General features: G+C 65.0%; 10 protein-coding genes and 1 pseudogene. 5 read left to right on the top strand and 6 right to left on the bottom strand.

The genetic code is table 11. The features are described 5' to 3' along the window. Nucleotides 1-10 precede the first annotated feature (10 nt). From LDZ21_RS19205 to LDZ21_RS19195, 3 genes are all read right to left on the bottom strand, one after another. Nucleotides 11-1,588 (bottom strand): methyl-accepting chemotaxis protein, encoded by a 1,578-nt coding sequence (locus LDZ21_RS19205; protein ID WP_244795353.1) that lies wholly within the window; start codon nucleotides 1,586-1,588, stop codon nucleotides 11-13. 386 nt (nucleotides 1,589-1,974) lie between these two features. Beyond that, nucleotides 1,975-2,766 (bottom strand): 3-hydroxybutyrate dehydrogenase, encoded by a 792-nt coding sequence (locus LDZ21_RS19200; protein WP_244795351.1) that lies wholly within the window; start codon nucleotides 2,764-2,766, stop codon nucleotides 1,975-1,977. A gap of 26 nt (nucleotides 2,767-2,792) precedes the next feature. Continuing rightward, nucleotides 2,793-4,193 carry a GntP family permease gene (locus tag LDZ21_RS19195; RefSeq protein ID WP_244795349.1) on the bottom strand — a complete coding sequence of 467 codons (1,401 nt, stop codon included), beginning with the start codon at nucleotides 4,191-4,193 and terminating at the stop codon, nucleotides 2,793-2,795. Between the two features lie 267 nt (nucleotides 4,194-4,460). On the opposite strand from LDZ21_RS19195, the pseudogene LDZ21_RS19190 reads away from it, so the two are divergent. Both LDZ21_RS19190 and LDZ21_RS19185 read left to right on the top strand, forming a co-directional pair. Beyond that, a pseudogene (locus LDZ21_RS19190) lies at nucleotides 4,461-5,902 on the top strand (sigma-54 interaction domain-containing protein). 103 nt (nucleotides 5,903-6,005) lie between these two features. Further along, nucleotides 6,006-6,260 (top strand): hypothetical protein, encoded by a 255-nt coding sequence (locus LDZ21_RS19185; protein WP_244795345.1) that lies wholly within the window; start codon nucleotides 6,006-6,008, stop codon nucleotides 6,258-6,260. Between the two features lie 30 nt (nucleotides 6,261-6,290). Here the strand turns inward: LDZ21_RS19185 and LDZ21_RS19180 are convergent, their stop codons facing one another. Continuing rightward, nucleotides 6,291-6,860 (bottom strand): lipocalin family protein, encoded by a 570-nt coding sequence (locus LDZ21_RS19180; RefSeq protein ID WP_244795344.1) that lies wholly within the window; start codon nucleotides 6,858-6,860, stop codon nucleotides 6,291-6,293. A gap of 434 nt (nucleotides 6,861-7,294) precedes the next feature. On the opposite strand from LDZ21_RS19180, the gene LDZ21_RS19175 reads away from it, so the two are divergent. From LDZ21_RS19175 to LDZ21_RS19165, 3 genes are all read left to right on the top strand, one after another. After that, the gene (locus tag LDZ21_RS19175) at nucleotides 7,295-8,257 is read left to right on the top strand and encodes an AEC family transporter (protein WP_244795342.1); all 963 of its coding nucleotides are present in this window, start codon (nucleotides 7,295-7,297) and stop codon (nucleotides 8,255-8,257) included. Between the two features lie 128 nt (nucleotides 8,258-8,385). Next, complete coding sequence (locus LDZ21_RS19170; RefSeq protein ID WP_244795340.1) at nucleotides 8,386-8,523, top strand: hypothetical protein; 138 nt, start codon at nucleotides 8,386-8,388, stop codon at nucleotides 8,521-8,523. Between the two features lie 318 nt (nucleotides 8,524-8,841). Continuing rightward, nucleotides 8,842-9,396, top strand: a complete 555-nt coding sequence (locus LDZ21_RS19165; RefSeq protein WP_035962884.1) for an NADPH-dependent FMN reductase — start codon at nucleotides 8,842-8,844, stop codon at nucleotides 9,394-9,396. Between the two features lie 56 nt (nucleotides 9,397-9,452). Here the strand turns inward: LDZ21_RS19165 and LDZ21_RS19160 are convergent, their stop codons facing one another. Beyond that, nucleotides 9,453-10,886: a general stress protein gene (locus tag LDZ21_RS19160; protein ID WP_244795338.1), complete on the bottom strand. Its 1,434-nt coding sequence runs from the start codon at nucleotides 10,884-10,886 to the stop codon at nucleotides 9,453-9,455. 166 nt (nucleotides 10,887-11,052) lie between these two features. Continuing rightward, nucleotides 11,053-13,302: a hybrid sensor histidine kinase/response regulator family protein gene (locus LDZ21_RS19155; RefSeq protein WP_244795337.1), complete on the bottom strand. Its 2,250-nt coding sequence runs from the start codon at nucleotides 13,300-13,302 to the stop codon at nucleotides 11,053-11,055. Nucleotides 13,303-13,652 lie beyond the last annotated feature (350 nt).

The raw sequence follows: 13,652 nt of genomic DNA, 5'->3' as shown, positions 1-13,652 counted from the left end.
GCCCGCGTGGCTACGCCGTGGTCCGCTCGCGCGCCGGCTCGACGGTGAAGAGACGCACCGCTTCGTCGAGCACGACGGCGCGTTCAGCGAGACGCTTCGCCGTGGCCGCAGCCTGCTCGACGAGCGCGGCGTTCTGCTGCGTCGAATCGTCCAGATGGGCGACTGCCTGATTCACCTGCGCGATGCCGTCGGCCTGTTCGCCGCTCGCCTTCGCGACTTCCATGATGATCGCCGATACGCGGTTGACCGCTTCGTCGATTGCGCGCATCTGGCTCGTCGTGCGCGACACGAGGTTCGTGCCTTCCGCGATCTGCGCGACGCTCGTCGCCACCACGTTCTCGATTTCCTTCGCCGATGCCGCGCATCGCTGGGCGAGCCCACGCACTTCGGTCGCGACGACCGCGAACGAGCGGCCCGCCTCGCCTGCGCGCGCCGCTTCGACGGCCGCGTTGAGCGCGAGGATGTTGGTCTGGAACGCGATGCCGTCGATCACATCGGTGATGTCCGCGATACGACGCGAGGCCGCGGTGATCCGCTCCATCGTCTGCTCGACCTGGCTCGCGATGCGCCCGCCGTCGTCCGCCGCGGCTTGCGCTTCCTTGACGACTTCGAGGGCGCGCACGGTGGCGTCCGCGTTGCCCTGAACGGTCGTGGTGAGCTGGTCCATCGTCGCGGCTGTCTGTTCGAGCGAAGCCGCCTGCAACTCGGTGCGACGAGAGAGATCCGTGTTGCCGCTGGAGATTTCGCGCGCGGCGTCGAGCACGCCGCCGATCTGGCCGCGCACGTCGAACACGATGGCGGCGAGATTCGCCTTGAGCTGGCCGAGCGCGCGCTGCACTTCGCCGAGATCGTCGTGGCGCGCGTCGGGGATGTCGGCGGTGAGGTCGCCGGCGGCCATGCGTGCGGCAAAGCCGGACATCGTGCGGACGGGGGTATCGAGTTGACGCGAGAGTGCGAGCCATCCCGCGATGCTGACCGCCGCGCCCGCGCCGAACGCGATCCAGAACGGCATCGGCGGAGCGCCGCGCCAGGCGGCCAGCGCCGCGATCAGCGTGACGGCCGGCATGGCGGCGAAGCCCATCGCGACGCGCGCGCTGACCGGCATGCGGGCGATGGCGGCGAGCTTGCCCGCGATGCCGCGTCGCACGAGCGCGCCGGCCACGAGCCGATGCTGCGAATTGCCGTTGCGCATGGTCGCGTAGAGGGCTTCGGCTTCGTTGATTTCAGCGCGGCTCGGCTTGACGCGCACGCTGAGGTAGCCGACGGCCTTGCCGTGCTCCATCACAGGCGTGACGTTGGCGCGGACCCAGTAGTGATCGCCGTTCTGGCGGCGATTCTTGACGAGCGCGGTCCAGGAGCGGCCGGCGCGGATGGTCGACCAGAGATCGGCGAACGCTTCGCGCGGCATGTCCGGATGGCGGATGGTGTTGTGCGGCTGGCCGATGAGTTCATCGCGCGAATAGCCCGAGACCGATACGAAGGCCGGGTTGCAGTACTGGATGTTGCCGGAGAGATCGGTCGCGGAGACGAGCATCTCCGAGGCGGGGTAGTCGAATTCGTGCTGGGTGACGGGCTGGTTGTTGCGCATGATGTCCTTTTGCTTTTTTGATATCGCGCGGTGACGCGCTTTCGCATTTCATGGACATAACGGCAGATTTCCCTACAAAGTTTAGGGGAATGCGGCGGAATGACTCAGGGTTCACGGTGCTGCTTGCGTATCGCCTGTTTTCTCTTTGCTGGCGCGCTGGAGGGAGGGGCCGACGTTCTCCATTCGAACTGGTATTGAGTTCGGCACGTTTGCGCTGTGGTGAATTCTATTCGCCTCGGTCTATTAGGCTGCCCCGCTCCGGGGAGGGGCCAGCAAATAGACCGATACGAATACAGGCTCAGCGACACATAAGACAACCGAAAGCAACCCGCAGGAAGCTTGCGCGGCAACATGCAAACAAACGCCGCGCGCCCCCAAGCGCAAAATCACTGTGCGCTCCACCCTCCATCGATCTGCAACGCAGAACCGCGCATCTCGCTCGCCGCATCGGAACACAGAAACACGGTCATATCGCCAATCTGCTCCGGCGTCACGAACTGCGCCGACGGCTGCTTCTCCCCGAGCAACTTCGCCCGCGCCGCATCCGCCGAAAGCGATTCCCGCGCTGCCAGATCATCAATCTGCTTCTGCACGAGGGGCGTCAGCACGAATCCCGGACAGATCGCATTGACCGTGACGCCAGTGCGCGCATTCTCCAGCGCCGCCACCTTCGTGAGTCCGAGAATGCCGTGCTTCGCCGCGACATACGCCGACTTGCCCGCCGATCCCACCAGTCCATGCACCGACGCAATGTTGATTACGCGTCCCCAGTTGCGCGCACGCATCGCGGGAAGCGCGACACGCATCGTATGGAACGCCGAACTCAGGTTGATTGCGATGATCGCGTCCCAGCGATCCACCGGAAACTCGTCGATCGTCGCGACATGCTGGATGCCCGCGTTGTTCACGAGCACGTCGACCGCGCCGAAGCGCTCGTTGGCGAAGGCGACCATCGCTTCGATTTCGTCAGGCTTCGTCATGTCGGCGGGATGGTGAACCGCCTGCGCGCCAGTCGCTTCGATTTGCGCGAGCGCGCCGCTCACGTCGCCGAAGCCGTTCAGCACGAGATTCGCGCCCGCGTGCGCGAGCGCCGTCGCAATGCCTAAGCCGATGCCGCTCGTCGAGCCGGTCACGAGCGCCGTCTTGCCGGCAAGCGTTTTAGATGCGGATTGAGTCATGAGCGCTTATCCTTTTATTTGGGTTATCAGACGATGCCGGTCGCGTAATACACGCCGATCACGAAGAACACAGCCAGCGTCTTGATGATCGTCACGGCGAAGATATCGCGATAAGACTCGCGATGCGTCAGCCCCGTCACCGCAAGCAGCGTGATCACCGCGCCGTTGTGCGGCAGCGTGTCCATGCCGCCGCTCGCCATCGCGACCACGCGGTGCAGCACTTCCAGCGGAATATGCGCCGCTTCCGCGCCCTTGATGAACACATCCGACATCGCCGCCAGCGCGATACTCATCCCGCCCGACGCCGATCCCGTGATACCCGCGAGCGAACTCACCGAAATCGCCGCATTGACGAGCGGATTCGGAATGCTCTTGAGGGCATCCGATACCACGAGGAAGCCCGGCAACGCCGCGATCACGCCGCCAAAGCCATACTCCGACGCAGTGTTCATCGCGGCGAGCAGCGCGCCCGCGACCGCCGCACGCGTGCCCGGCGCAAAGCGTTCCTTCACGCGCGGAAACGCCGTCACCAGCACGAGCAGAATGCCCAGCAGCAGCGCGCCTTCGACAGCCCAGATCGCGATGACCGGCTTGATGGCCGTCGTCACCGGCGTATGCACGCCCGGCAGCGCTTCAGGCGTCACGGTATAGCTCGCGCCGTACCACAGCGGAATCCAGCGCGTAAGCGCGAAGTTCGCGACGCCGACGAGCACCAGCGGCGCAATCGCCAGCAGCGGATTCGGCAGATTCGTCGACTCGACGCGCTCCGGCTCGTTCACGAGCGAGGTGCCATAGCCTTCGCCCTTGGCCATCGTCGAGCGGCGGCGCCATTCGAGAAAGCTCAGGCCCACGACGATGATGAACGCCGAACCGATTACGCCCAGCCACGGCGCGGCCCAGCCGGTCGTCTTGAAGAAGGTCGTCGGGATGATGTTCTGAATTTGCGGCGTGCCGGGGAGCGAATCCATCGTGAAGGAGAACGCGCCGAGCGCGATTGCGCCGGGCATCAGCCGCTTCGGGATATTGCTTTGCCGATACATCTCCGCCGCGAACGGATAGACCGCGAACACGACGACGAACAGCGACACGCCGCCGTAGGTGAGCAGCGCGCACACCGCGACGATCACCGCATTTACCCGCGACTTGCCGATGTAGCGAATTGCGGCCGCGACGATCGACTCGGAGAATCCCGACAGTTCGATCACCTTGCCGAACACCGCGCCGAGCAGGAACACGGGGAAGTAGAGCTTCACAAAGCCGACCATCTTCTCCATGAAGATGCCCGAGAACACCGGCGCGACGGCGGCGGGATCGGTGAGGAGGACGGCCGCGAGGGCGGCGATCGGCGCGAAAAGGATGACGCTGTATCCGCGATAAGCGGCCAGCATCAGAAACGCCAGGGCGGCGAGTACGATGAGGAACGACATTGAGTCTCCATAATGTTTGTTCTTTGCAATGTTTCCGGTGCGCCTTGTGACGGCGCTTTCGGCGGGGGGAAACTTGCAGATTCCGTGCCAACGTCCGCAGGGACTGGCTATGCGGGTATCGGCAGGCGCTTGAAGCGTCTCCGAAGGGCGAAAATGTCTACGAATCGAGACGACGTGCAGCGCCAAAGCCCGCCAACCCGCACTGCATACCGTCTCCAAAATGAGATACGCTGTCGCCAATACGAGAAAAAACGGAGACATGCGCTCATGCGCAACGACTGGATCAACGTGCCACGGACTATAGCGACGTCATGCGGCGCGCAATGGAATCGCTATTCAAGACCTTCGAAAATCTGAGCGAAGGCACTTTCATCGTCGATGCGGACTCCCGCGTCGTCTGGATCAACAAGCGGTATGCGGCGCGCTTCGGGTTCTCCGATCCGACGGACGCCATCGGCCTCGATTGCGAAGCCGTCATTCCGAACAGCCTCATGCGCGAAGTCGTCGCGACTGGCAAGCCGATTCTGCTCGACGTGCTCGAAACGGATCGCGAGCCGCTCGTCGTCACCCGGCTGCCGCTCAAGGACGATCAGGGCGCGACGGTCGGTGCGATCGGCTTCGCGCTCTTCGATGAGATGAAGGCGCTGACGCCGCTTTTCGCGCACTACTCGCGCGTTCAGCAGGAATTGATCGCGACTCGCCAGTCGCTCGCGCAGGCGCGGCGCGCGAAATACACGTTCGCAAGCTTCGTCGGCACGAGTCCGGCGAGTCTCGAAGTGAAGCGGCAGGCGCGGCGCGCGGCGCTCGTCGATTCGCCCGTGCTGCTGCTCGGCGAAACCGGCACGGGCAAGGAACTGCTCGCGCACGCGATCCACGGCGCATCGACGCGCGCCGCCAAGCCGCTCGTCACCGTGAACGTCGCGGCGATCCCGGACACGCTGCTGGAAGTCGAATTCTTCGGTGCGGCGCCGGGCGCGTACACCGGCGCGGAACGCAAGGGGCGCGTCGGCAAGTTCGAACTGGCGGACGGCGGCACGCTCTTTCTCGACGAAATCGGCGACATGCCGCTGCCCTTGCAGGGCAAGCTGCTGCGCGTGCTTCAGGACAAGGAATTCGAGCCGCTCGGGTCGAATCGCATTGTGCGCGCGGATGTGCGGATCATCGCGGCGACCTCGGCGGATTTGCCCGCGCTGGTCGCGGCGGGGCGGTTCCGCGCGGATTTGTTCTATCGCCTGAACGTGCTGACGATCCACGCGCCGCCTTTGCGCGAGCGTCTTGGCGACATCGAGGCGCTCGCTTACGCGATCCTCGAGGAGCTGTCGGGCGAAGCGCGCACCGGTCACATGAGCCAGTTCGTGCTGCACGACGACGCGCTGCGCCTGCTCACGGCCTGCGCATGGCCCGGCAACGTCCGCGAATTGCGCAATACGCTCGAGCGCGCGCTGATGCTGTCGGAAAGCGAGCATATCGATGCGCGGGCGCTCGCGCCTTTCATCGATTCAAAGCCCGCGCCGCTGCCCGCGCCCGATGACGGCGCGCCGCCCGCGCCGCCGATGCCCTACGCCGAAGCGATGAACGACTTCGAGCGGCGCTTCCTCTCAGATGCGTTGCGCGCAAGCGGCGGGCGTGTCGCGGATGCGGCGCAGCGCATCGGCATCGGGCGTGCGACGCTGTACAAGAAGATCGCGGCGCTCGGCATTGCGGTGTGACATCGGCGGCGCGCACGATCGAATGGATGCGAAAGCATCGCGTGGCATACTCGCGCAATCCATCGGGAACCAAGAATAACGACCGGAAAACAAGGGGTGCGGGATGAAGATCGGCAAAAGAATCGGCTCAATCGCGCTGCTCGCGGCGGGTGTGTCGGCGCTCGGCGGGTGCAGCAGTTCACCGCCGCTTTTTTCTGCCGATGGCCGGCCCACGCAACTCGTCACGTGCCCGGCCTATGGCGGCTGGCGTCTTTGCACGGATAACGCGAAGGTCGCGTGCCCGGGCGGTTACGACGTGCTCGAGCAGTCCAGCGAAAATAATCAGAACGCGCTGCTGCTGGCGTGCAAGGCCAACTGACGCGGGACGCTCGATGAACGGCGGCGCGCTTCAGTCGTGCTGCGTTTCCCGCAGCATCGTGACGTCGTAGCCCAGTGCGCTTGCGCGCGCGAGCAGGGTGCGGCGCAACTCCGCCGAAGGACGCGCCTCGCGCGTGAGAACCCAAAGGTAACGGCCCGTTGGCTCGCCGACGATCGACCACGTGTAGTCGTCGGCGTGATCGAGAATCCAGTAATCGCCGACATAGAACGGACCGAAGAACGACACCTTCAGCTTCGTACCGTTCGAGCCGGTCACGACTTTCGCGCGTCCTTCCGCTGCGCGATATTTCCCTGACAGTCCGCCCTCGCGGCACGCATTGACGACGGAGATCAGTCCGTCCTCACGACGCGCGTAGTTCGCGGTGACGGCCTCGCAGTTGCGCTCGAAGCGGTTCTCGTAACGCGCGAATTCGAACCAGTGGCCGAGATAGCGATCGAGATCGACCGCCTTCGACGGTTCCGGCACGTTGTCGTTACCGCTTCGCGTGGCGCCCTGCACTGCACACGCGGCCAGTGCGCCGATCCCCGCGATCACGACCAGCGCCGCTGCGCCGTACGTCCAAGGTTTTCTGAATTTCATTGCGGTTTGCGGATGAATGGGACATCGGAGGGAGCAAGGTCCGTTCCGGAACTCCTGAAAACCCTCACCTTTGCAGGGGCGAGGCGTCGCCTGAAACCGGATCGCGGTTCGTAACCCCTTGGTCTGCAAACATTTTTTTTCTGGGATGCACTTCGAGTCTGCGCGAACTGTGCGACTCCCGAATGTTCTCACCGCAAACCGGAACGACCAGTCGGCAGCGGTGCGGCGTCACTTCCGGCGAGACCGCGTGCACTTCAGCAAAGCCTTAAGTATCAGCGGCTTGCATTCCCTCTCGCGCCGCAGCGAGCCGGCAGAACGATCCATCCGTGAGCCACGCCGTGCGGACCGTCTCACCGTCGCGCGACTCCCGAACTCTCTCACCTTTGCGATCGCGGGTATGCTTTGGCTCCTTCCGCGTTCCGCAAACGCCTCACATGTCATCGCTGGTTTCCGGGCTGCCCGCGCTGCTCGCTCCGCTTTTCTCGATCATCCTGCCGGTTTTCGGCCTCGTCTTCGCCGGCTTTGCATGCCGCAGGCTCGACAAGCTCGGACCGGCCGCGGCATCGGAATTGAACCGGTTCGTCGTTTTTCTCGCCTTGCCCGCGCTGCTCTTCGACACGATGGCGAAAACGCCGCTCGCCATGCTCGATCAGCCCGCGTTCATTGCGGTGTTCGGGATCGGATCGGCGGCCGTGTTCGCGTTGACGCTCGGCGTGCGGCTGATGCAATCGCGGCCCCTCGCCGACGCCAGCATCGACGGGCTCAACGCGGCCTATCCGAACACGGGCTTCGTCGGCTTGCCGCTTTGCCTGCTGGCGTTCGGCAAGGAGAGCCTCGCGCCGGCCGTCATCGCGACGATCTTGACGGTGTGCGTGCTGTTCGGCGTGGCGATCGTCCTGATCGAACTGGGCTTGCAAACGCAGCGGCACATCGGCGCGACGCTGTGGCGCGTCGCGAAATCGCTCTGCAAGAATCCGTTGTTGATCGCACCGGTCGCGGGCGCGTTGTTCAACGCGTCGGGACTGGCCGTGCCGCAGGGCGGCGAGGCGCTCATCAAGCTGCTGGGCGGAGCGGCGAGTCCCTGCGCGCTGGTCGCGCTCGGGCTGTTTCTCGGCGGCAAGAGCGAAGCGCACAACGTCAGGACGACGGGCGTGCTCGTCGCCTTGAAGCTGATTGCGCAGCCGCTTCTGACCTGGTGGCTCGCCGTTCACGTGTTCAATCTGCCGGGGCTGTGGGCGAAGACGGCGGTGATACTGAGCGCGCTGCCGACCGGCACCGGCCCGTTCATGCTCGCGGAGTTTTATCGGCGAGATGGCAGCGTGACATCGGGCACGATACTGTTTTCGACCGTGCTGTCGCTCGTCACCGTCACGCTGTGTCTTGCGGTCATGCTCTGAGCGCGCGCCGATTATTACGTTGACGACAAGAATTACTTCAGGGGAATGCGCTTTTTCAGCAGCCGCCTCATGGATAAAGTTCGCTCATCGATCATGTCCGATCGGCAAACGAACTCCGGAGATGTCTCATGAAGCGCATTCTTTCTATCCTGGCTGCGTCCATCGCTCTTTTCACTGCCGCCGGCGCGGCGCAGGCAGCGGACGCGCAGCAGGCTTCGTCCTGCCAGGGGCCGGCGTCGCAATGTAATGTGTTTTTCGGGCAGTAAAGCCAGCGTTATGGCGGACAGGAGGCAATCTCCTAAGCAACAACGCCTCGCATTGTTTCATCCATGAATCGAAACCCGCCGTCCTGCCATCCAACTCCCCCAGTTATCCACAGAATCTGTGGATAAACTTGGGGATAGCTGAGCGCAAACCGTGTAGTGACGCGGCACGAACTGGACTGCGCGATTCATCACAAAAATTGGTTCAATCGCCACGCTGCGCCCACGCGTGACGGTTCCCCTTCGATCCGAATATGATGTGTCCTCGCGACCGGCGGAAGCCCGCCGGCTCACTCACTCTCATCGACGGGGGATCAGGTCATGGCCTACAAGATCGCGGTGGTCGTAGGAAGCCTGCGACGCGATTCGTTCAACAGACAACTCGCGCATGCACTCGAAACGCTCGCACCGGACGACTTCACGTTCGAGCACGTCGATATCGGCAGCCTGCCGCTCTACAGCCAGGAATACGACAGCGACTTTCCGGAGTCCGCGCGCACGCTCAAGCAAAAAATCTCGGAAGCCGATGGCCTGCTGTTCGTCACGCCCGAGTACAACCGCTCCATTCCGGGCGTCCTGAAAAACGCCCTCGACTGGGGCTCACGCCCGTGGGGACACAGCGCATGGGGCGGCAAGCCGGGCGCCGTCATCGGCACGTCGCCGGGGGCGATCGGCACGGCCATCGCACAGTCGCATCTGCGGGGCGTCTGCGCGTATCTCGATATCGCGTTGCTCGGCCAGCCGGAGATGTACATCAAGCACGACGAGAAGCGCATCGACGCGAACGGGAACATCGTCAGCGAAGATACGCGCAAGTATCTGCAGGGCTTCATGGACAAGTACGCCGCGTGGGTGCGCGACCACGCCGCCGCCTGACGCAATGAAAACGGCCCGCGCGAGCGGGCCGTGTGGTCAGGAAGTGATCACGCGCATCAGACGTGATGTTGCCCCGTCACGCGATCCCAGCCGTGACGGACCGCCGCCTTGAATCGATCCCACGTATCGCCTTCCGGATGCCGCGTCGCCCAGTCGCGGCGCATTTCATACTCCATCTGATCGTCCCATGCGCGGCTGCGGAAGCGATCGTCGTTGCCGAGCGTCGCGCCGTAGCGATACGCGCCCTGATAGTCCTCGTACGGCTCGCCGGTCGCGGCATACTTCGCGTCGTAATCGGCGCGGAAGTCTTCCTCGTACTCCATGTATTCGTTCGGCGTCGTGCGCGGCCCGAGCGGCACGGCCGCCTGCGACGCCGCCGACGTGCCGATGGGATCGCCAGACGCGCCCATCGCCGGCATCGACTGCGATTGCGCCTGATTCTGCATGTTCAACTGCTGCGGCTTCGCGGGCTCGTCGAGCGGGCTGAGCGGCTCGATGGTATCGATCGAACGCCAGTCCGTGTCCGGATCGACACGCACGCCGGGCAGCGGATCGCGGCTACTCGCACCGGGCAACTCGCCCGCGTCCGCGCCCACTTCGGCACCCGACGCCAGCGGATCGGCGGGCGTCCCGGCAAGCGGATCGATGCCCGTGGTCGCCAGCGGATCGCGTCCGGTCACCGGATCGCGGCCTGCCAGCGGGTCGCTGGCGGTGCGGACAGTCGTCTTCGTTTCGACCTGCTCGTACTGGACGCTCGACGGCTCCGCCCTGTCGCGCTGCGGCCGCGCGCCGGGCATCAGCGCATCGTCGGCGGGATCGCTCACGTAATCGCGCGAAGTGAGCGTCGCGGGATCGGTGCGGGCGGGAACATCGACGCGCGGCGCGCCGACGGGATCGACCAGCGGATCTGAAAGCGGCGCGACGGCCGGATCGCCGACATCCGCACGCGGATAGGCCCGCGCGCGCGGCGCGGTGTCGACACGCGGCTCGTTCACCGGCGCCTTGCCCGGCACGCCGCTGCCCAGTCCGAGACCGAGTTCGTCGAGGATCGAGTGATCGCGGCTGTCGCTTGCGGCGGGCGTCGTGCTTGCGCCATGCGAGAGCGTCGACCAGCTCGCCGCGCGTTCGTCGATGTCGATCGCGCCGCGATCCGACAGCGTCACGCGGGCGATTTCGGCCTGCTCATGGCTGACCGTATCGACGGCGACGAGCACCGCGCCGCGCCGCACGGCTTCTGAATAATGCGCGACTTCGGGCGGATGATCGCGCCCGCCGAAGAGCATGCTGAAGAAGCGCTCGATGTTGGCGAGCACGCCCGGCTCCGAGTGCGTCTGGGCGTCGGGCATGTCGGACGGCACCGCGGCGTCGTCGCGTTTCGGGTTCGCCTGCAACTCGATGTCGGTGCGCGCGAAGCCCGCGCTGATCAGCGCCGAGCGCGCATCTTCGGCCTGGTCGTAGGTATCGAATACTCCGATGACGGTGTGTCGCATGGTCGCCTCCTCGCTTCTCGCGGTGTTCCGGGGATCGGCAACGGTCGGTTGCCGCACGTGCGTGTGATGACGCAACTGCCGTGCCGGATCGCGAGGCGTGGTGCGCACGGCGCTGCGCTCGACGCGCGACGCCGCTGCTTTTACAAGGCCGGCTGCAAAACTGCGATCAGCGATCGACGGGGCGCGCGGCCTGTCCTTCGCGGATGCCGCGCAAAAGCGAATCGAGCAGGGCGATATCGAAGGGTTTCGACAGCACGCGCGCGTCGACCTGCCGTGCGCGGTCGAGTTCTTCCGCATAACCGGTGACGAGAATCACGGGGACGCGCGGCTCGAAGCGCTGCATGCGCTCCGCAAGGTCGATGCCGTTCAGTTGTCCCGGCATATGGATGTCGGACAGGATCACGTCGAACGGAAAGCCCGACGGCGAAGCGGCGTCGCGCGACGATTCGAGCAGCGTCATCGCGGTATCGGCGTTGAAGACGTAGGTGACCTGGTGGCCCATCATCGTCAAAAGCGCCTCGGTGCCTGCCGCGACTTCCTCGTTGTCTTCGACCAGCAGCACGCGCAGGCCATCCGCTTCCGGGACGGTCGCGGCGGCCGGGTCCGCGCTGCTCTCGGCTGTGCCGGCCGCGGCTGTGCGCGGCAAGTAGAGGCGCACGGCCGTGCCCGCGCCGACCGCGCTGTCGATGGTCGCCAGGCCGCCCGCCCGCTCGCAGAACGCGAAGACCTGCGGCAGGCCGAGGCCGGTGCCCATGCCTTTTGGCTTCGTCGTGAAAAGCGGCTCGAACGCGCGCCCGAGCACCTCCGGACGCATGCCGACGCCGGTGTCCTGCAGCGTGATCTGCACGAACTCGCCGGTCAGCGGAAAGCCGTCTTCGTGACGGAAGCGCACGTTGTCCGCGCGCACGGTGAAGGCGCCGCCGTTGGGCATCGCGTCGCGTGCATTGACCGCGACGTTGATGAGCGCGAGCTCGAGTTCGGCGGGATCGACCCGGATCGTCCCGACATCCGGCGATACTTCGACGTTCAGCGCGACCTTCGCGCCGAGCGACGCGCGCAGCAGCTCGCGCACCGCCGACACCCACTGACCGAACGCGATGACCTCGCTTCTCAACGGCTGCTTGCGGGCGACGCCGAGCAACTGGCGCGTCAAGGACTGACCGCTCTTCAGCGCGCGTTCCATCGCGGACAGTTCGCGGTCGAGGCCGACCGGGCCTCGCCGCCGCGCGATCTGCACATTGGTGGAGACGATCATCAGCAGGTTGTTGAAGTCGTGCGCGACGCTGCCGACCAGATTGCCGAGCGCTTCCATCTTGCGCGCCTGCCGGTATGCGGATTCGATCGAGCGGCGCATCGACGCTTCCGCCTGCCAGCGCTCCCACGCTTCCTCTTCGATCGCGAGCCGCCGCAGCGACTGCCCGATCACGCCCCACAGCACGACGCACGGCGCGAGTATCGACAGCGCGAGCACGCTCAGGTGCCGATACCACTGCTCCCAGATCGTCGAGATCGGATAGCCGCTCGACACATAGACCGGATACGCGCCGACTCGCCGGAACGCGACGATTTTCAGTTCGTTATCGAAGCCCGACACCATCTTGACGACGCCGCTGCGCGCGCCCGCCTTGTAGGCGGCCCGCAGCGGCGAGTTCGCGGTGAGCGCCGTGGGGGTCGATGGCCGGTCGGGAAACCACGCGAGCACTTCGCCGTCCGCGCGGGCGAGGCCGAGCGAGATGGTCGCACGGTCGCCGAGCAATTCGCGGTAGAACGCGTTGAAGTAGGGCGGCCGCAGCGCGATCGTCACCATTCCCCGGAAGCGGCCGTCGGTCGCGCGGCGCGCAATCGCCGTATTGAACACGCGCTCCTTCACGACGCTTCCGAGCATGACCCGCGAAATCTGCTCGGCGTCCCTGCTGTCGCGCAGGCCTTTGAAGTCCTCGCGATCGCCGACGGACACATCGGGCGTGGGCCAGCCGCGACTCGTCGCGAGCAGTTTGCCATCGGGCCCGAAAACGGATGCCGCGGCGACCTGGGGATAGCTGCCGATCATCTCCGCCAGCCGCTCGTGGATGATGACGTCCTGCTGATGGATCGCGTTGGCTTCGAGATCGTCGAGCAGATCGACGATGCGCTCGTTCAACGTCACGTTGAGATCGAAGACTTTGAGCGCGTGCTCTTCCGCCACGCGCGCATTGCGGGCGACGAGTTCCGATGCGCTGGCTTCGCGGGCGCGATAGTCGGAAATCGCGGTGATCGCCACGTACACGCACGGAAGCACGACGGCCGCGATGAGCAGCGCATAGAGCGTCAGGCGTTGCGCCGCGAAGTTTCGCTCGGGAACGACCGGAAAAGGCGGCTCTTCCTGCCTGTGCCCCGAGGCGAGCTCGGTGTCGGGTTCCTCACGTTGCAGCGTCATATTTGGCAGCGAAGTGGAAAACTTTACTTGTGAGGCGTGTCGTTCTTTCCTTGCGGCGGCGACGAAGGACGGCCGCACGGGGGTAAAGGTCGATTGCATGCACGAACCGTACCGACGCAGAGACCGCCGCAGCAGGAGACCGAACGGGCGTGCGTGCAGCGAGTTAGCGAGTTTATCGGAAGCGCAAACGTACACAGAAGGATGGAATACGACGGCGCTGAGATTCGCAAGTTAGGAAGTTCTTAAAAGCGGCGATTTTTAGCGGATTACACCCGACTTGGCGGCTGGTTGAGTTGCTTCCCTATCGTCTTAAGCCGACAATGGAATCCTCTGATTTATACGCCAGAAGA

The sequence above is a fragment of the Caballeronia grimmiae genome (assembly GCF_022879615.1).
Lineage (GTDB): Bacteria > Pseudomonadota > Gammaproteobacteria > Burkholderiales > Burkholderiaceae > Caballeronia > Caballeronia grimmiae.
The sequence above is the reverse complement of the archived record's forward strand: the minus strand, read 5'-3'. Positions and strand labels throughout refer to the sequence as shown.